Raw genomic sequence first — 21788 nt, 5'->3', positions numbered from 1 at the left:
AAAGAATGAACCTCAACAAACACATACTACTAATTACGCTTTCATTATTATCCCTTTCTGGTCTTTGGAGTCAGGAAGAAACTCCTTTTGTGAGCTATGAGGTTCCTTCCCAAAACCTCTTGAAGTTTAATCGCTTCTTGATAAATCCAACTTTTTCAACGGTTCGGGAAGATAAGTCGTACATCAATTTGTTTCATAGAAACCAATCGGTCTCTTTTGATGACAACAACCAAGTGTACTTTCTTAGTTATAGTGGTAGAGTTGGGGATAGAAGTGGGGTTGGTCTTAGTTTGTTCACCAATCGTGAAGGGCTTTTCAATAACTTCGGTGTACATGCAAATTATGCATATGGTGTGAAGTTAAGCCCAAAAAGCAACTTCACTTTTGGGGCTAATTTTTCATATTACCAAAGTGCTTTCAATCAAAATAGAGCAAACGCAGTTGACGATGACCCCTTTTTGAATAGCCTTGAAAGCAGTTCATTAATCTCATTTCAACCAGGTTTCAATATTTCTTTTGGAAAGTTTGATTTTGGTGGATTTGCAGAAAACCTTTTTGATTACAATTTAAAAAACAGTGAATCCATTACAGATTTCAATGAAAAAACCTATTCAGGACATCTTCAATATACCCATCAGTTTAAAAATGCTGCGGGCATCCTAGAACAAGGAAGACTCATGCCTCTGGCGCGGGTAAGAAAAGTAGGAGAAGAAGATATTACTTTGGGGGGGAGTTTAGTCATGGATTTACCCAAACTAGGCTGGGTACAGGCAGGTTACGACGATTTTTATGGTGCTTCGGCAGGGCTTGGTTTCAACTTAAACAAGAACTTGTCCATTGGCTATACCGTTGAAAAGGGTTTGACCAATAACTTCGAAAACTTTGGTGTAAGTCATGAGGTCTCGCTGGCCTATTCATTTACTCCCAACCTAACTGAAGATCGAGTACTTCTTGAAAAAGAAAATGATTTAGTTCAAAATGATAGTATTCCCCAAGAAAATTTAACCCTTTCAGATAAAGATTTAGAGATAGCCCAATTAAGAGAAAAACTAGCAGAAAATGACGCTATTCTAGACGAGCTCTTGTTCCGTCAAGATTCCATTGAGCAAAATAGAAAACAAGACCTTGAACGTCGCTTTGAATCCGTAATGAAAATGGTTCGAAGAGAGACTAAGGGTAATCAGCCTGAAGTAGAAAAAAGAGCGAGAGAACTATATTTTGAAAACGTAGACAGTTCTTCTTTGGTGAGTAGAACCAAAAAACAACCCATATCCAACCATGGGCTTTCTAATACCTCATCAGTTAATAGGGTAATCAAAATAGATAGAAACTCAGCAAATACTGCTTCTCGCTCCACAAATGTTGCAAAAGATAGAACTATAAATACATCCAAAGCGCAATCCCGGTCCTTTGGTTACAACTATCCGGTATTTGATATTCCCGATGTTGAAACTGGTCATTATCTGATTGCTAATGTTTATCGGGAAGATGAAAACTTAAATCGCTTCTTGGACGAGTTGCACGATTTAGGAATCGATGCCAGATATTTTGAAAATCCAAAGAACAATCTAAAGTATGTTTATTTAGAGCACTCTCAATCCAAAACACAGGTTGCAGAACAATACAAGACTCAGTTATCTGGCAAGTTTTTGGCGCCAATGTGGGTGATGTCGGTAAAAAATGATATCTCCACATTGCCTGTTGCGATGCAAACAAGGAATTCCAACAAAACAAAGAATTCCCAACAAAACAACAGTGGCTCAGCCACCTATAAAACCTTTGACATCAATGGGCATGGACAAGGCTATTACATAATTGCCAGCGTATTTGCCACTTCCCAAGATGCCAGAACATTTGTAAAAGAGCTCCAGTCCAGGGGGTTCGACGCAAAATACTTCACCAATCCCGAGGACAATTTCCGCTATGTGTACCTGAAAAAACATGACACCTGGACAAATGCATTAACCTCATACTATACCAAACTGAACGCTTCGTATGATGACGATATGTGGATCATGCGGGTAAAACCAAACTATACAAGTTAAGATGTCCAATCACATACTAAAAACCCTTATCTGCCTTTTTGGCATTGGATTATTAGGTCTAAAAACTAGCGCGCAAGTCGAAGTGCCTTTCACGCCTAGATTGGATAATTCATTCATCAACATTAAGGGTGACTACACTTTTCTTTCCAACAGTATAATAAACCGCGTAGATGGGAGCAACACTGCAAATGACCCCTTTAATGGAAACTCCAATAACAATGGGTTCCATAGGGATTATATCGATATAGACTCCGATCCAACAACTTTTAGTTCAAGTAGTTCTACCTTGACCCTTCCGTTCTGTTCGCGGATTTATTGGGCAGGACTTTATTGGTCTGCAAACTATCAACAAGAAGTACTTAACAATACACAAATACCAACTCTGCCCCAAAATGATACGCAGAGGCTCGATTTTACTCAAATAAAATTTAGGGTTCCAGGAAGTACAACCTATATGGATTTACAAGCCGACAACAATCCAGACCCTGTCGGAGAGGAGGATGCGATAATCTATGATAATGTCAATTTTAAAGACTCCCCCTATACATGTTTTAAAAATGTAACCGATATTCTTCAAGGTCTAGCCGACCCTGCTGGAGAATACTTTGTGGGGAACGTAAGAGCAACAAGAGGGCGAAGTGTTGGTGGTGCTGGTGGATGGACGCTTGTTATTATTTACGAAAACCCAACCCTTAACGGAAGATACATTTCAGTTTTTGATGGCTATGCAGGTGTAAGTGGCAGTTCAAGTGCCGACATCAATGTTTCTGGTTTTAATACCATCCCCGTGGGTCCTGTTCGTGCGCGATTGGGTGCCAGTGTGGTTGAAGGAGATCGTAGTATTTCTGGGGATGCCTTTCGCATTCAAACCCCTTTGAATCCGGGGTTCACTAGCCTTTCCAATGCAGGAAACCCAGCGAACAATTTCTTTAACTCCAACATCACCATTGATGGTGCTGATGTGACCACTAGGAATATATCAGCTACCAACACTTTGGGTTTTGATTCCGATATATTTGAAATCAACAACCCGGCAAATAGTATAATTGCCAATACCGAAACTGACGCAACTCTAAGACTGTTTACGCAAGGTGATGCTTTTGGGGCCTTTTTGGTGACCTTTGGAGTAGAAATCATAGAGCCCAACATTGTACTTGAAAAAAGAGTTGAAGATATTGGCGGAAATGATATTACTGGGCTAGGGGTGAATCTTGGACAGGTTTTGGACTATGTCCTTTCCTTTGTCAATACTGGAAATGATGATGCAACAAATTATGTAATCCGAGATGTATTGCCCACCAACGTTACTCTAGACGAAGCTTCATTGACTCTTCCAACTGGAGTTACCTATGTGTATGATGAGCCTAATCGTGAAATCACCTTTACCATTCCGGATAACCTAGTAGAAGAGGGTGATCCCATTTCATCCATTAGAATGCGTGTACAAGTAGCGCAAAACTGCTTCGATTTTGTGGACGCTTGTACCGATGTTATCCAAAACCAGGCTTTTTCTACCTATGAAGGTGTAATCAATGATAACCAAATTAGTGATGACCCCAGTGTTTCCGATTTTGACGATTGTGGTTTTACAACGCCAGGAGCAACCAACTTTTTATTGGATGACCTAAATGCCTGTAACTTTAGCAGAACTGTGGAGCTTTGTGGAAACTCGGTTACACTTGATGCCGGGGACAATTTTGACGCCTATGTTTGGTATAGGGATGAAAACGGAAACAACGCCATTGATGCAGGGGATACAGTATTGAACGACGGAGACCCAGACGGAGACCCAAGCACACTAACGGTAACAGATATAGGGACTTACATTGTGGATAAGCAAGTTGCAGATCCGTGTAAAGACTTCGCTGAAATCATTGTTGTGGAGCGAGTGGGAGCCACGCAGACCAATCCGATTACAACTCTGATAAACGACACTTCCAATACGGTGGAAGGCGAAATCGTAATCTGCCCCAATGATGGTAGTGAATTGCCGGAAATCTTTCTCTGCGGATTGAACGACACCGAACTGGTTCAAGTAAATATTCCAGATGCTGATAGTATAGAGTGGGAACTTTTGGATGAATCTAGCTGTTCTGCCGCAACTCCAGGATGTGCCAACACCAACAACAGTTGCACATGGAACGTTGTAGAAACAGGAAGCAACTTCACTGCTTCAGACGCGGGACAATACCGTCTAGTAATCAACTACCAAAATGGATGTTTCAGCAGATTCTACTTCAATATTTTCAAAAACCCCCTAGACCCTCAAGTAAACACAAGGGATATCATTTGTAACACTAACGGTAATATTACTGTAACCAATATGCCATTGGATTACGAGTACCGTTTGATTGATCAAGCTACAGGGAATGTTGTGCAGGGATATCAGGCCAGCCCAAGTTTTGATATTGCAAGCAATGGAGCTTACACTGTAGAAATGCGCCAACAAGGCGTAGTTGACGGTTGTGTTTTTGTTCTTGACAACATCGGAATCTTAGAAAGGGATTTCCAAGTTGATATTACCACAAGAGATACTGACTGTAACGGGTTGGGCGAGATTGGGATTTCTGTTCTAAATGTTGAACCCCAATACTATTATGAAATTTCTCAAGGCGGGGTTAGTGTAGATACTTTTGGGCCTTCAACAGACAATAATTACACTTTCGAGAATCTTAATGATGGTGTTTACGATGTTTTAGTTACCACCGATGACGGTTGTAGCTATACCGAGCAAGTAACCATCAACGATGTTACCGATTTGGACGTAACTGCGGTCACCACCAAAAACATAGATTGTACGGACGGTATCATTACAGTGACAGGATCTGGCGGTTTTCCTAATCCCGATTATGTTTATGCCATTTGGAGCCGCGACGGGGTTGACCTCTATACCTCCGTCAATGACATACCGGCTAGTGAATTCCAAGTCCCTAAAGACTTTACATTCACAAATGGCGAAGAAGGAGACTATGAATTCATCGTTGTTGATGGGAACAATTGTACATTCATTTCCAATGTGGCTACCGTTGTCGTAGCACCCGCAATTGTCTATACAACATCCCAGACCGAAGTTTCATGTTTTGGCGGCAATGATGGGTCCATTACTTATAATGTTACAAACACCAACGGGTATACCTTGGATTTCACCTTGACACCAACAGTTGGTGCACCAACAACGAATACTTCTGGCTCATTTACTAACCTTCCCGCTGGTGATTATACCGTTACGGTTACCCAAACCCAAGGAGGTGTAAGCTGTGACGAAATAGACAATTTTACGATTACCGAACCTGCTGTGGGCATTTCTGCAAATGCGGTCTTAATCCAAGATTTTACCTGTTTACAAGATGGGGTTATTGAAGCTCAAAATATTGCTGGCGGAACAGCTCCATATGAATACAGCATAGACGGAATCAACTTCTTTAATGGAGCAGGAGCAGAGCGATTCTCCAACTTAACAGCAGGAACTTATACTATTACGGTTAGGGATGCGAACAACTGTACGTTCGTAACAAATGCAATCACATTGGACCCTTTAAATCCACCAACGGATTTGACCTTTACTGCTACTACACCTAATTGCCCTGCTTTAACCTCTGATGTCACAGTAACTTCTGTGAATGGTGATGCTCCTTTTGTTTTTGAAATTATAGCTCCAGCACCTTTGGCTGCTACTTCCATAACGGGAAATAGCGCAGATTTTGATGCTCTTGCTCCAGACACATATACTTTTAGAGTCACGGATGGAAGAGGATGTGTCTATGATGAATCCTTTACCATAAACCCTGTATCGCAAATCAGTGTTACAGGTCAATTGGTTAGCAACATTAGTTGTTTGACCAGCACGGATGGTGAATTAACTTTTACGGTCTCGGACTTCAATACGGATTTCAACTATTCCATTACTGGGCCTTCCAATTTCAATGGAAACAACGAAACCAATGGAACCATTTCCTTATCCAACTTGGATGATGGGACATACGATATTACAGTAACAGATAATTTAACCAATTGTACTGCCACGGCGAGTGTGACCATAAATGCCCCTTCGGCGGCTTTAACTTTGAGCGCTTCCGAAGTCCAACCCACTTGTACCACAACCGGAAGTGTTACTCTTACCTCAACAGGAGGGTGGGGAGGAAATAGCTTTACCCTTACCAATCCTGATGCTACGCCTTTTGGAACTAACAGTACTGGTGTTTTTAACAACTTAACACAAACCGGACTTTATACAGCTTCAGTTACTGACGCCAATGGTTGTGTTGTTACAACTAGTTTTACTTTGAATCCTGCAATTGCGCCAGTCCTGGCTATTGTTCCCAACGATTTTTGCTTTGACGATGCTGTTGGATTGACACTGACGGCGAATATTACCTCAGGTGGAGATGGAAACTATCAGTACAGCCTTAATGGTGGGGGTTTTGGGACCAACAACGTCTTTTCTGGATTGACCTCAGGAACATATACCATAGAGGTGCGAGACGGAAATAACTGTACCGATACAGAAACGATTACAATTAATCCTGAGTTAACTGTTGTTGCTTCAGCGCCAAACATAACCGCTTGCGCCATATCCACCAATGTGGATATCACTCCGGGAGGAGGAGATGGCAATTATGTTTTTGCCATAGTTGCTGACGGTGCCACGCCGGTTGCAGGTGATTTTTCTACCACCAACCCAATAAGCGTTACTGGTGCGGGTGATTATGATGTATATGTTCGAGATAACGGAGGCGCCTCCGGATTTTGTGAGGCTTCATTCGATTTGAATATTGTACAAGATGCCCCATTATCTCTCGCTATCTCCGATACGGGAATTCTGTGTAGTGGTGAGGCCCAGGCTAATATTACCATTGTTGCATCTGGAGGTGAGGCTCCATTTCAATATAGTATTGACAATGGTACTACATACCAAACTTCCAATGTCTTCGTAAATCAGATTGCAGGAAATTATGACATTCGAGTAAGGGATGCGAATAATTGTGAGGTTTCACAAGCCTACAACATTACGGAACCTTTTACCTTATCAGCTTCTGCGGCTGTAACCCAATTGGCAGAATGTAACCCTGGTTTGGGTGCCGAAGTAAGAATCACAAATGCCATTGGGGGAACTGCTCCTTATGAATATAGTTTTGATGGAGGTACCAATTATGCTGCTAGTCCTATTGGGTTCTTGCTACCTGGAACTCACACCATATTTATTCGAGATGCCAACAACTGTACATTCCCAATGTCAGTAACAGTAGAGCCAGAGCCTACGCCTCCCGGAATTACCCCGTCTATTGTTTACGAATGTGATGGTGAAGGAACTGTTACACTGACCCCCGATAGTGTTGATTTTGACTACACCTATGAAATTGGAGGAACTCCAAACACACCGGCGACCTCAAATGTTTTCGACAACGTTCCCGTGGGCACAAGTACATTTACCATAAACTACTCTAGCAACATTCCTCCTTCACCTAGCGTGCTTTTGTTAGAGGATTTTGGTGTTGGACCCAATACATCAATTCCCCAGGTAGACACGGCATTTTATTGTTACGAATCACAGGATGCCTCTTTAGGTACTTGTCCAGATGCAAACTTTCAAATTAACGACTTACAGTATAGTGTTACCAACAATATCGTTGCACCATTCCCCGCGTGGAGAAGCCCAAATGATGCATCTCTCACGCCTAACGGAAGATATTTAGCGGTTAATGTTGGAAATCCCGGGGTCAACACCGTAGTATATTTCAAAGAGGATATTGAAGTTATCCCAAATAGGGATGTTGTTTTCTCATTGGCCGTTTTCAACCTTGTCCGACAAGGCAGAAACCTTATTGAACCGAACATTCTTGTTGAGCTTGTAGACCCTTCTGGGGTTGTAATTTCAAGCGGTACAACAGGTGCAATTCCTGAAAACACTGGTGCTAATGATTGGCAGAATCTTACCATTCCAGCGCTAAATCCAGGTGCCAACACAACTATTGACATAGTTATTAGAACGATAGCTACCGGCACAAGTGGTAATGATGTTGCTATTGACAACATCCAAGCCTTCCAACTTCCGGAAGTTTGTGCTGGTTCTTTAACCGTTGATGTGGTTATAGAAGATGGCAATGCTTTTGATGCAGAAATTACTGCTTTCTCTGATGTGAGCTGTAATGGTGGTAATGATGGTTCCATAACTTTTGAAGTTGAAAACTTTGACCCTGTTAATGGGTTTGAATATCGTTTAGGAAATACAGGCCCATTTACGATTTCTACCACAAGCCCAGTTACTATTTCCAATGCCCTTACTGGTGATAATATTATCGCTGGAACCTATGACATTGAAGTAAGGGATGTGCTTGACAATTCTTGTACGGTAACCTTAAATCAAACCATAGATCAACCTGATGCGCTGGTTACAGATGCCTCAGTGACTACAGCACTGACTTGTACAAACGGAGGTGCCGTAATAACCGCAAGTATTCTTTCTGGTGGAACTCCAGGATTCGAATATCGCCTTGAGGATGCCTCTACCTTACCTACTATAACTGTAGTTAGACCCTATCAAGCATCAGATATCTTTACGGGTGTTCCTGCCGGAAGCTATATTGTTAGGGCAAGGGATGCCAATGGTTGCGAAGATCCTATTGATTCGAGCATAGTCGTTGCTCCAATCACACCAATAACGTACACTTTCACTGCCTGTTATGGTGGAAACAATGACGGCACTATACAGATTGATGTTACCGCAGGAAATGGAAATTATGAGTTCAGCCTAAATGGAGGGCCTTGGACAGCCCCCACTCCTTCCAACGCCACGACCTTTACTTTCAATAATTTGGTCAATGGAAACTACACCATCAATGTAAGAGATGGTTTGGGTTGTGAAGGCACGTTGGAAAATGTTACCATATACGATGCGCCAACCATAGATGTTGTCGACATCAGTACTTGTGCCAACGGTAGCATTACAGTAACAGCTCCTGCTGCACTGACCAACCTTGAATATGCTTTTGTTCCTACTGGAAATAGTCCTTCAGGATTATTCTCAACCACTAATACCTTTGCTGTAACCACTGGAAACGATGGTGATTATGATGTATACGTAAGGGATACCTCTGCCAGCAATGCATACTGTGATTTTGTGGAAACCGTTACGGTAAATCCTGCAACTCCTTTAACTGTTGTAAATACCCCAACAGACCCACAATGTCATAACGGAATGGGTTCCATTGAAGTGGACATAACTTCTGGATTGGCTCCTTTCACAATTGATATCGTGGATTTGGACAATGCTGGGGCAGGAAACCAAACGGACACTAATGTTTTGGTGACTACAAGAACCTATTTCAACTTAATACCTGGTAATTATACTATTAATGTTACCGATGCTACAGGTTGTACGGTTACAGAGACTCCTGTGACCATAAATAATCCTGATGAACTAATAGCCGATATTATTCCTATACTGCCTCCTGGCTGTGATCCGGACATTAATTTGACCGGTTTTGAATTTGACAATTATCCTTTAACGTTATCCGGAACTCTACAGTTTAGTGCGGATGGTGGTTTAAACTGGCAGACCAGTGATACATTTACTGGAATGGATCCGGTAACTGGAACAATATATTCTTCAGGTACTGTCATAAATCCTTCTATCAGAACCGTGGACGCATCCAATAATACGCTGTGTCAAATAGATTTACCTCAGTACATCATACCATTTCCTCTTGACGATTTGAACATTACTATCTCAGCGATTATTGTGGATTGTAATGATCTTCAAGTAACTGTACAAGGTACACAAGGGTCACCAAATTACGAGTATACCTATTCGGATGACCCCGCCAACTTTGATGAAGCTACTGCAACATGGACCGTTCCTACTCCAGGAAACCACGTGTTTACTGGTTTGGTACCAGGAAGAACCTATGTTTTCTATGTAAGGGATTCAAGTCCTTGTGTAAGACAAAGTACGGTGAATGTAAATGATGTGGCGCCTCCGCCTGTTGAAATAACAGCAGATGTAACACCAAGTTGTTTTGGGTCCAATAATGGTCAGATTACGTATATTGTTACAGAAGACACTCCAGGTGATTTGGGAGGAACATTTACATGGAACCTATTCGAACTTTCCAATCCAACCGTTTCCATTAATTCTGGAACCGAAGTTGGATTCATTTCTGGCGATTCATTTACCGTGCCGGTAGCTCCTTTGGCCGGACTTGCCGCAGGAACTTATTTTGTTGAGATTCAAGGAGCAGCCCCTAACAACTGTATGGTCGGAAGTGAAAATGTTATCTTGTTGGAGCTTGATCAAATTACGGGAACACCAACAGTTCTCCAAAATATTAGCTGTGATTCGCCTGGATTGATTCAAATCCAAAACCCAAGTGGGGGTGGAGGAATCTATACGTATACCTTGTATCATGACATTAACAATACTCCTGGTAATCTGGCTGATGATGTGCTTATTACGACGACTACGGACAACCCTATTGAAGTCCCCGCAAACTCTGCAGCTGGAAGCTATAGAATGGCTGTTCAAGATCAATATAGTTGTTCCAACGAACTTGGTTTTGTTTCGTTAACCTTAACTCCAGACCCAACTATAGATAGTGTTGTTGTAGACAATTGCTCCAACCCTGCTACGGTAACCATCAATGCTACCAGTGCGGCTCCGCAAATTCTGTACTCCATAGATGGGGGAACAACTTTTGTGAATAATGGAGGTGTTTTCAACAACGTGGCAGCTGGAACATACAATCTTGCTATTCGTGATAGCAATGGATGTTCGGCAATTAGCACCGTAACAGTTCATCCTTTACTACAGGCGGATGTCCAGCTTACCAAGCTTTTGGACTGTTCTGTTGCTCCAAGTACTCCTGATGCACAGATTACAATTGACGTGACCTCTGGTTCCACAAGTTATGATTACGAAATTACAGATGGTACAGGAACAGTAGTAAGCCGAACCAATTTGCCAAGTAATCCTTTTGTTTTTAATACTTCAACGCCCGAAGATTACACCATAACCATCTTCGATAACAACACCACTACTCCAGAATGTACAAGGGTATTCAATATTACAGTTCCTCCTATTGTAACCCCGTCTTTCAACATAGTTGCAGCAACTGATGTTACTTGTTTCGGAAGTGATGACGGTTCTATCACCGTAAATGCGGTAGATACAGGCAATGGTCCTTACGATTTTGAAATTATTTCTGGACCTGGTAGTTCTGCTACATTTCCAATACCACCAACCAGCAATACTTCTGCTTCTGCTACATTCTCTGGTTTAGAAGGTGCTACGGGCGCTGGAATTACCTATACTATTCAAGTAACTGCGCAGGCTACGGGATGCACAACAACGCAAACCCAAGCAATCACTCAGCCTTCCCAATTGTCGGTTTCTGCGGTCGCTACTCCATTCACTTGTGCAACTGGAAACAACGCTGATTTGTCAACCATAACCGTAACCGCAACCAATGGAACAGTTCCTTACTTGTACAGTATTGACAATATCAATTTCCAAAGCTCCAATACATTCAACATTGCAGATACAGGTGCCGTTCAAAACATCACCGTTTTTGTAACTGATGCGAACAATTGTGCCGAAACTGATGCAGTAGTAATTCAACCGTTGGATATTCTTGTTTCTTCTAGCATTGCCGTAGATAATGCAGCTACATGTGTTGCAGGAGAAAACATCACCATAACCGCAAATGGAACATTTACCAACTCCACAACACATCCAGGAAATTATCGATTCAGATTATTACCAGGTGGTTCTTTCCAAGCTTCTGGTAGCTTTACTGGATTAAGTGTTGGTGTTCACAATTTTGAAATAGAAAACACGGTAACTAATTGTATCATCACTACCTCTCATGAGGTATTAACTCCTGAGGTATTACAATTGAATGTTGTAAGTACTACTGATATCACTTGTTTTGGAGATACAAATGGTCAAGTGAGCCTTGATCTTCAAGATGCTTCCAATGTCACCTATGCAAGCGCCACAAGTTACACGCTGTATTATGACGTAAACAATACGCCAACAAACTTGGCTGATGATGTAACCTCAACTGGTTCGGATGCTGATGGAGCATTTACAATAGCAGGATTGGCCGCAGGAACCTACTTTATAGAAGTGGTGGATGACAATCCTCCTGGTTCTGCATGTACATATTCGCAGTCCTTCAATATTACTGGACCTAATGTTGGTATTTCCGGAAACACTCAAGTGTCCGAGGTAACCTGTGCCTTGAACGACGGTAGTATTGAAATTATAAATGCTACTGGCGGATGGGGCGGATACACCTACTTTGTTGGCACAAGTGCCCCAACAGGCCCGGGTGATTATGTTACCTCTCCCTTATTCCAAAATCTTTCCGGTGGAGTAACTCCAGGAACTACATATCAAGTATGGATCAAAGACCAGTTTGATTGTGAGCATCAATTATCCGATGTAATTCTAGTTGACCCAGACGCTATTACAGCAACCTTGCAAATCAATACCCCAAACTGTACAAACATTGAGGGTGAAATTGAAGTTGTAGGTACCACAGGTGGACAAAACGGAAATTATACCTTCCAATTAAGAAGAGATGGGACCTTGATTGGTTCTCCACAAACCAGCCCAGTATTTACTGGTTTAGGTGCGGGAGTGTATGTGGTTGAAATCGCAGACCAGTTCTCATGTACCCATACAACAAATTCAGTAGAACTGTTTGACGAAATTGTACCTGATGTCACTTTGGACAAACCTATTGACTGCACCCTTGACCCAGGAGGTCATGTGACCGTAAGTCAAACTGGTGGCTCCGGCAACTTTACTTATGCCGTAACCTTCCCTGACGCATCAACGCCATTACCGACCAACAATACGGGTGTTTTCACGGATTTGACCATGGCTGGAACGTACACATTTACCATTACTGACAATGCCACTGGACATGCGTGTGTAAAAACTATTACATTGGATTTGGACGACAGAGTAATCCCCATTATCACCAATGTAGTTGAAGACCCTGTAAACTGTAACGGAGGTTCAGACGGTTCATTGACGGTTCAGTTGGACCCGGCCACAACGGTTAATCCAGTTTATACCTTTGAGTTGTATGAAATGGCAAATTTGGTAACGCCGTTTAGGTTTGCCCAAACCAGCAACGTATTTGATAATTTACCTGCAGGGGATTATCGCGTAAGGGTTATTTCAGGCAGGTCTTGTGATGCATTTTTTGACCAAACCGTTACAGAGCCAAATGCTTTAAACGTAAGCGCTTTGGCAAGTGCATTTGCATGCAGTCCGTCCAATACCGTAAATACGGCAACCATAACCATTACCGCAACAGATGGAACTGGTCCTTACCTGTACAGTATTGATAATGTAAACTTCCAGACTTCAAATACCTTCGACATTGTAGATACTGGAGTAATTCAGAACATCACGGTCTTTGTGAGGGATGCCAACAACTGTTTGGAAACGGATGCCGTTTCTGTTAATCCTATCAACGTGTTCACCGCAGCAGTTTCGCAAAACATTGCCATTAGTTGTGCCAATCCTGAAGAAGTATTGCTTACGGTTACTGATAATGGTGTTCCAACCAATAGCTATACCTATACACTGCTACCTTTAGGAAATACGTTAGGCACACTCACGTCCACGCCTACGAACACAACCGGGGTATTTGAATTGACAGCCCCTGGAAGCTATACGTTTAGGGTAACCGATACGTCTACAAATTGTTATGTGGATACTGCCCCGTATGAAATAGCCCCATTCGATTTAATTGATGTTGTGGCCACACCTACAGCACCTGTTACATGTTTTGGGAACGCAGACGGTGCAGCTGAAATCAACATCACAGGGTATTCTGGTACTTTTAATTTTGAAGTATTCAATGCAGATGGAACTACTACTGGAATCACAGGCTCGGGCAATACGGCTACAAATCCAATGCCCATACCTAATCTACCTGGAGGAAACTTTTTTATTCGAATAACACAAACGGCCAACCCATTGTGTTCCGAAGATTCCAACGTATTTACCATTGTTTCTCCTAGTGCTCTTTTAGACGCAAGTCCTGTTGAGGTGGCCAATGTTACCTGTGCCAACAACCTTGGAGAAATTGAGGTTTCCCCAACAGGTGGTTATGCCCCATATGATATTGTGTTGACCAACACCACAACAACTCAGGTATATACCGCTACAGATGTTACAAGCATTGTATTTAGTGGTCTCTCAGAAGGAACTTTTGATGTAGAAATAACGGATGATAACGGTTGTGTGATTAACAGACCTGTACAGTTAACCCAACCTATACCGATTACCGCAGATATTACCGCAACACCAACCACTCTAGTTTGTTATGGAGATACCAACGCAACGGTATCCGCAATAAACGTGGTCAACGGTAGAGGGGTATACCTGTATCAGTTGAACATTTATGATGCAACTGGAACTACCATAGTTTCTTCGTCTGGCACTCAGTCAAGTGCAGATTTCAACAACCTTGGTGCTGGAATATATAGCATCACCGTTTCTGATGGTTGGAGCTGTGATGTAGAAACCATTCAAGTAACCATTTCAGAACCTGCCGAAGTAATGGCCAACCTAATTCAATTAACACAGCTTACCTGTACAAATCCAGCTGAGTTGGAGTTAACAGCTACCGGTGGTACGGGTCCTTATGAGTTTAGTTTGGATAATGTTGTATTCTCCCCAATGACTGGGGCTGGAGGTGACACACACGTATTCACTGTTCCAGATGGTGCATATCAATATTACGTAAGGGATGCTTTTGGTTGTGAGGCGATGATTTCCAACCAAATCACCGTTGACCCAATAACACCATTGGATGTTCTCATAGACGATAGTGCCGCATTCATCAATTGTACTGGTGAAGCTTCTGCAACTATAATAGCTGATGCTATTGGTGGGCTTGGAAATTATTCCTATGAGTTGTTCTCAGACCCCGGACTAACCAGTTCAGTGGCTGGCCCACAAACCGATGGTGAATTCAACGGACTATTGGCTGGAACATATTATGTGCACGTAACCAGTATGGACTGTGAAGTGACAAGTGGTGTAATTCAAATAGATGATCCTGCCCCATTGCAGATAGACAGACAAGAATCAACAGATGTTACGTGTTCTGGTCTTGAAGACGGTACAATCACAGTTGAAGTGTCCGGTGGAACGGGTGAAATATTTTACGCCATTACACCTAATCTAAACCAGTTTGATACGGTCAATACATTTACAGATTTGGCACCTGGTGTTTATGATGTCATTGCCCAAGATAGAAACGGATGTTTTGAAACCTTCCAGTTTACAATTAATCAGCCCGATCCTATTGCCGCAGATGCTATAAACGTAATGCACGAGGTATGCTTCGAGAGCGCTGATGGTTCCTTTGAATTAGATATCACTGGAGGAACGGCTCCATACTTTACCAGTTTGAATTCCAATGCTGATGCTGATTTTGTTCAGGACCAAATCTTGTTCCAGAACTTGTCTGCAGGAACCAACGTTGTTTTTGTACGTGATTCTCAGGGTTGTGAGACCAATGTCTTTGTGGAAATCAACCCAGGAGTAAACCTTGAAGCAACCGTAACACCAATATACTCATGTGATGGAATAATCCCCGATAACAGCTTAGGCGTTGTGTTCACCGATTCTACTGTAAGCACAGATGTTTTGTATGCCTTGGATTCTACAGATCCTTTGGATATGCAATTGACCGCCGATTTTACCAATATTCCTCCCGGAGACCATTACTTGACCATAGCACACTCCAATGGATGTATAAATACCGTAGACTTTACCATAGAAGCATTTGAGCCGTTGACCTTGGTATTGGAAAACAGTAACATAAATGAAATCACAGCTACAGCAACCGGAGGTCTAGAAGATTATACCTTCTTCTTTGGTGATGTTGACAATGGAACTGATAATACATTCATAATTAATAGAACAGACACATACCCGGTAACCGTTATAGATAACAACGGTTGCTCGGTGACCATGGAAATTTTTATGGAGTTCATTGATATTGAGATTCCTAACTTCTTTACCCCAGATGGTGATAATCTCAATGATACATGGATTCCAGATAATTTAGAAGCCTTTCCAAATGTACTAATGGTCATTTTTGATCGTTATGGTAGAGAGCTCCATCGTATGGGTTATGGCGACCCCGGATGGACTGGTATTTATAATAACAGCGAGCTCCCTACTGGTGACTACTGGTATATCATTAAGCTGCAAGGTGAAAGTGATAACCGGGAATTTATTGGACATTTTACCCTATATCGACAATGACGCTTAACCTACTGAATCATGTTTAAAAAACTCTGTACCCCAATTTTAATCCTTTTTCTGGCCTTTTTTGGCAGAAGTCAGGAGCTGACCATACCGCAGTTGTCCCAGTACATTGCGGATAACCCCTTTATCATGTCTCCCACATATGCAGGTATTGGTGATCATATTAAAGTTAGATTGAACGGGCTTACGCAATGGGTAGGCATTGAGGATGCCCCAGACACCCAAACTCTTGCAGCGGATGCACGCGTAGGTAATCGCTCAGGTATAGGTATGCTTCTTTACAATGATAGCAATGGAGAAACCAAGCAGAGAGGTTCTCGAGTGTCTTTTGCACACCACCTTACCTTGAACAGATATGATGATATCTTTTTGTCTTTTGGTATTTCATATAACTTTAACCAGTTTAGGATAGATGTAGAGAATTTTACAGAGTTCAACGGACAACTTCCTACGGACGATAGGGCAACAACTAACCATAATTTTGACATTGGCGCTTTGTACCGTTACGATAAGTTTTATTTCAGTGTCAATGCCTCCAATCTCTTGAACAAGGATTTGACTCAATTCAACCCGGTTTTTGAGCCAAATACATTAAGAAACTACTACGTCTACACTGGATATAGTTTCATGAAAAACAAAAACAGTAAACTTGAGGTTGAACCTTCTGTTTTCTTTCAATGGTTTGAAAACGACGGTCGTTCTGTTACCGATTTAAATGCCAAGTTCCGTTTTCACAATTTTGAGGACTATTATTATTTGGGTGTCACCTATCGTTTCTTGAACGATCAATTGGGAGAGCCTTTATACATAGCTCCCATTGCTGGTTTAAAGAAAAGTAACTTCTATTTTGGGTATTCATACCAGGTTATAACCAATGAAATTTTGGGTTACAGTACAGGAACCCATGTGTTGACCGTTGGGATGGATTTATTCCAAGGATTAAGCAACTGTCGTTGTACCTATTAATTTGATTAATTTAGCGCCCACTTTAAAACACTTTGCAAGTGGGAAGCATCAGTCTTAATAACATCCGTGTCCATGCCAATCATGGTTGCCTTAGGGAAGAAGGGCTTATAGGAAGTGATTACCGAGTTGATATGGTAGTCTGGGCCAACCTGAAAAAGCCTTCTCTTTCTGATAAACTTTCTGAAACCGTAGATTATGTTCATCTGAACAATATTGTTAAGGAAGAGATGGCCATCCGTTCGAAACTTTTAGAACATGTTGCCCAAAGAATCTCAACTCGTATTTTAAATGAGTTGCCGTTAGTTGATAAGGTCGAAATATCGGTCTCTAAAATAAACCCACCTATCGGAGGCGACGTGGAGAGTGTTTCGGTAAAAATTGAGAATACTCGTTGAAATGCTTCCCTAAGTAACTCAATAATAATTAAGATTTTAATAATTTCGCTACTTAAGGCATTGTGGTCGAATTGGATAGACGAAATCTCGCAAAGGTTTTTATGGTGGTTCGAGTCCACCCGATGCCTCTAGGTCGTTTACTCCGGTGAAAGCTTACATTTAGGACATTTTGTATCTTAAAGATTCGTAAAATATTTTTAGCTTTGTCAACCATTGGCATCGTGGCCGAGTGGCTAGGCACAGCTCTGCAAAAGCTTGTACAGCGGTTCGAATCCGCTCGATGCCTCTAAAAAGCCGGTTTTGAACCGGCTTTTTTTATTCCCTTATATGTTCCAATCCTTCTTTAATGTTGAATTTATCCTTTGGAAGAAAGCCTTTACTTATCAAAACAATTCCACAAACCATTAAAATAACGCCTAATCCTTTTTTTAAGAGGACTATTCGTTCTTCCGTAAGATAGCGCTTCAATTGTTTTGCCAATAAGATTTTAATTAAATCTGTACTGAAGTAGGTTACTAAGACAGTACCAAAAAAGATGGCCATTCGATTGGCATCATTGTCCAAACTTGGTCCAACTATCACCATCATACCCAACCAAAATGCCAACACCCCAATATTGATAAAATTCAACAGAAACCCCTTCACCATTAATCCGAGGTAAGTACCTTTCTTAATTTTAAGTCCTGGTTTTTTCTTAGTTTCTTTTCGTACAAATATGACAATACCGTAAACCAGCAAAATCATCCCTCCAAATACAAACAGTCCAGGTTGGTTGCTTAAATTCTCCAACAATTGAAAACTACTGAAATAAGCAATGAGCAAGAATACAATATCGGCGACTATAACACCAATATCAAAGCTTAGTGCCGCTCTAAAACCTTTTGTGGCACTTGTTTCTAAGAGCACAAAAAAAACAGGTCCTATTACAAAACTCAGGAAAAAACCTAAAGGAATCGCTGTTTGAATATCCTCAACCATCCTGATTACATTCTTTTTATTTTACCACCAAATACAGTTTTCTCATCCATCTTTGATGGGTCTCCGTACACTTCAACCTCACCACCAGCCTTAACGGTTGCTTTAACATATTCCGTCGCATAAATACTTCCTCTTCCTCCGGCATTTACAGAAATGGTAGTAAACTCAGTTTTAAACTCTTTTCCGTTGTAACTGCCCCCAGTATTAATAATTATATCCTGATTTTTAGAGAAACCTTTTGTAATAACATCTCCTCCAGTTACTGCCTTTATCAAGAGTTGTTCCACTTGACAACCAATCTCCAACTCTCCTCCCTCTTGTGCCTTCAGCTCAAGTACATTTTGTTCAAATGTTTCTCCTGAAGATATCCTTGCATCTTCATTTGTATCCAACACCTTTAACTCTCCAGAATAATAAAGGTCCACAAAGGTTCTATACCCACTAAATATTTTGTCAATTTCCATGCGAAGTTTCAAAACCCCTCCGTTGTTAACAATGGCAACTTTATGGGTATTTGCGCCTTTGATTACCGCCTTATTTTCATTTGATTTAATCAGATTAACGGATAATCCATCAAACGCCTTTACCTCTGAAAATGGGTTCAGTTCTCTGGTGATTGTTTTTTCTTGGGCCTGCAAACCCAAAATCAATAGAAAGAATAAAAAACTTTGTATTGTTTTCATACGCTGAAAATTAGCGGTTATTCCAACAAATTCTATTCTCTTTTTCCAAGAAGAGAAAAATCTAAATGTCTTTTAACTAAATCAGTATCCTTGACCATTACCCAAACTTCATCCCCCAACTGATACATTTTTTTTCCCCTTTCACCTATAATGGCATACTGGCGCTCATCAAAAATATAATAGTCGTCCTTAATATCTCGAATCCGCACCATTCCTTCACACTTATTCTCTATAATTTCTACATAAATTCCCCATTCCGTAACCCCTGAAATTACACCCAAAAACTCTTGGTCTTTGTGATTTTCCATAAAACGTATTTGCATATACTTTATGGAATCTCGTTCTGCACTGGCAGCCAATATTTCCATATCCGAAGAGTGTTTACACTTTTCTTCATAAATCTCGGCCTTTGGTTGCTTCTCCTTATCCAAATAACTTTGAAGAAGCCTATGTACCATTACATCTGGATAGCGTCGGATTGGTGATGTAAAATGGGTATAATATTCAAAACCTAAACCATAGTGACCTATATTTTCAGTAGTGTAAATAGCTTTGCTCATACTTCGAATGGTCAACGTATCCACTAAATTTTGTTCTTTTTTCCCTCTTACATCTTTTAAAAGTTGATTTAGAGAACTGTTCAGGCTCTTTTTGTCCTTAAGATTGATGCTATGACCAAATCTTGAAATCACTCCATTTAGAGCCAATAGTTTTTCTTCGTCCGGTTCATCATGAATTCTATATACAAAGGTCTTTTTCTGCTTCCCAATAAATTCAGCCACCTTTCTATTGGCCAACAGCATAAATTCTTCAATAAGCTTATTGGCATCTTTAGATTCTTTAAAATAAACCCCATCGGGCTCATTATCCTTAGTCAGGTTGAAACGAACTTCTATTTTATCAAACGAAATGGCACCTTCGTCCATTCGCTGTTTTCTCATGATTTTTGCCAAATCGTCAAAAGTCAAAATGGCATCAACTACATCACCATCAACTGAATACAAATCTTTTCTAATGGAAATGTCTTTTGGAATGGTACCTGATTTGCTTTCAATAATATGTTGTGCTTCTTCGTATGCAAAACGTTCGTTGGAATTAATGACCGTTCTCCCGAACCACTGATTGATTAAGTTGGCCTTATCGTCCATTTCAAAAACAGCAGAAAACGTATACTTTTCCTCATTGGGTCTAAGCGAACATGCCCTATTTGATAAAATCTCCGGCAACATCGGAACTACTCTGTCAACCAAATATACAGAGGTGGCCCGTTCATAGGCCTCATCATCTAAAACGGTATTTGGCTCCAAATAATGGGATACATCGGCAATATGGATTCCTATTTCAAAGTTTCCATTCTGTAATTTTTGAAAAGAGAGCGCATCATCAAAGTCTTTTGCATCTTTCGGATCAATCGTGAAGGTCAACACCTCTCGCATATCTCTCCGTTTTGCAATTTCCTCTTCTTTAATGGAAGTATCCAGTTTGTTGGCATATTGTTCTACTTCGTATGGAAATTGATAAGGCAATCCATACTCCGCTAGAATGGCGTGAATCTCGGTTTGATGTTCTCCAGGCTTTCCTAAAACTTCCATTACTACTCCAAAAGGAGAATCTGCATCTTGAGGCCAATTTTCAAGATTCACCAATACCTTATCTCCATGTTCCGCCTTTTTCAGTTTATCGATGGGAATAAAAATATCCGTGTACATTTTCGGGTCCGTAGGACGTACAAAAGCAAAGGTTTTTTGTTTGTCAACTATACCCACATAGCTACTCTTCTTTCGTTCCAAGACTTTGGAAATCTCTCCTTCAGGTTTCTTTCCATTACGTTTTGGTTTTAGAAAAACTTCTACAATATCTCCATGAAATGCTCTGTTCAGCCTATTGAAGGGGACAAAGATGTCCTGCTCCATATCTTCTACAATTACATAGGCATTGCCACTACTGGTCACATCAATTTTTCCAGTAAAACATGTATTCAAATTAGGTTTTTTCTGGAACTTGCCACGCTCTACCTCAACTATTCTTTCACTGGCGCGCAGTTGCCCCAAACGTTTAATAAGATCGTTACGATCTCGCGTTTCATCAATACCTAGTTTAGCTGCTATTTGTTTATAGTTAAAACTTTTGGAAGGTTCTTTTTCTAAAATTGTAAAAATACCTTTGGTTATCTCATTCTTCCTCTGGCTTCTCGCTCTTTTCTTTTTTTTCGACATTAACCATCTTATTTTGTGAAAAATACGAATTATAATCTTTTACGGATGTTCTGTATACTGGGTAGAACAAAAACAACATCTTTTATTAACATGAAATAGTATTATATTTTCTTTCTTTCTTTAAAAATTAAAAAAATGTTGGTTATGATAGTATGTTAAAATGTGGAATAGATATTTTAAAGAAAGCTTGCTTTGAACAGATG

At 40.9% G+C, this 21788-nt stretch carries 7 protein-coding genes and 2 tRNA genes; 6 read left to right on the top strand and 3 right to left on the bottom strand.

From position 1 onward, the window contains the following. The first annotated feature begins 5 nt into the window (after positions 1–5). The 6 genes from ACOKFD_RS12285 to ACOKFD_RS12260 all read left to right on the top strand — a co-directional run bounded on the left by ACOKFD_RS12285 (position 6) and on the right by ACOKFD_RS12260 (position 17994). Positions 6–2045: a PorP/SprF family type IX secretion system membrane protein gene (locus ACOKFD_RS12285; protein WP_422858189.1), complete on the top strand. Its 2040-nt coding sequence runs from the start codon at positions 6–8 to the stop codon at positions 2043–2045. A gap of 1 nt (position 2046) precedes the next feature. Next, on the top strand, positions 2047–16344 hold the full coding sequence (locus tag ACOKFD_RS12280; RefSeq protein ID WP_422858188.1) for a T9SS type B sorting domain-containing protein: 14298 nt from the start codon (positions 2047–2049) through the stop codon (positions 16342–16344). A gap of 18 nt (positions 16345–16362) precedes the next feature. After that, positions 16363–17313, top strand: a complete 951-nt coding sequence (locus tag ACOKFD_RS12275) for a PorP/SprF family type IX secretion system membrane protein (protein ID WP_298996160.1) — start codon at positions 16363–16365, stop codon at positions 17311–17313. 38 nt (positions 17314–17351) lie between these two features. After that, a complete protein-coding gene (folB, locus tag ACOKFD_RS12270) occupies positions 17352–17708 on the top strand; it encodes a dihydroneopterin aldolase (RefSeq protein ID WP_298996161.1) in 357 nt (118 codons plus the stop codon). 56 nt (positions 17709–17764) lie between these two features. After that, positions 17765–17836: transfer RNA gene (locus ACOKFD_RS12265), tRNA-Cys, on the top strand. A gap of 87 nt (positions 17837–17923) precedes the next feature. Beyond that, positions 17924–17994, top strand: a tRNA-Cys gene (locus ACOKFD_RS12260). A gap of 29 nt (positions 17995–18023) precedes the next feature. On the opposite strand, the gene ACOKFD_RS12255 is transcribed toward ACOKFD_RS12260, so the two are convergent. From ACOKFD_RS12255 to rnr, 3 genes are read right to left on the bottom strand one after another with little or no spacing between them, the layout of a single operon-like run. After that, a complete protein-coding gene (locus tag ACOKFD_RS12255; protein WP_422858187.1) occupies positions 18024–18686 on the bottom strand; it encodes a LysE family translocator in 663 nt (220 codons plus the stop codon). Positions 18687–18691: 5 nt separating this feature from the next. After that, complete coding sequence (locus ACOKFD_RS12250; RefSeq protein ID WP_422858186.1) at positions 18692–19369, bottom strand: head GIN domain-containing protein; 678 nt, start codon at positions 19367–19369, stop codon at positions 18692–18694. A 32-nt stretch (positions 19370–19401) separates the two neighbouring features. Beyond that, positions 19402–21585, bottom strand: a complete 2184-nt coding sequence (gene rnr, locus ACOKFD_RS12245; RefSeq protein WP_422858185.1) for a ribonuclease R — start codon at positions 21583–21585, stop codon at positions 19402–19404. Between the last annotated feature and the right edge of the window lie 203 nt (positions 21586–21788).

The organism is Flagellimonas ulvae, from assembly GCF_049333175.1.
Lineage (GTDB): Bacteria > Bacteroidota > Bacteroidia > Flavobacteriales > Flavobacteriaceae > Flagellimonas.
Note: the sequence above shows the minus strand (reverse complement) of the source record. Positions and strands in the feature narration are given on the sequence as shown.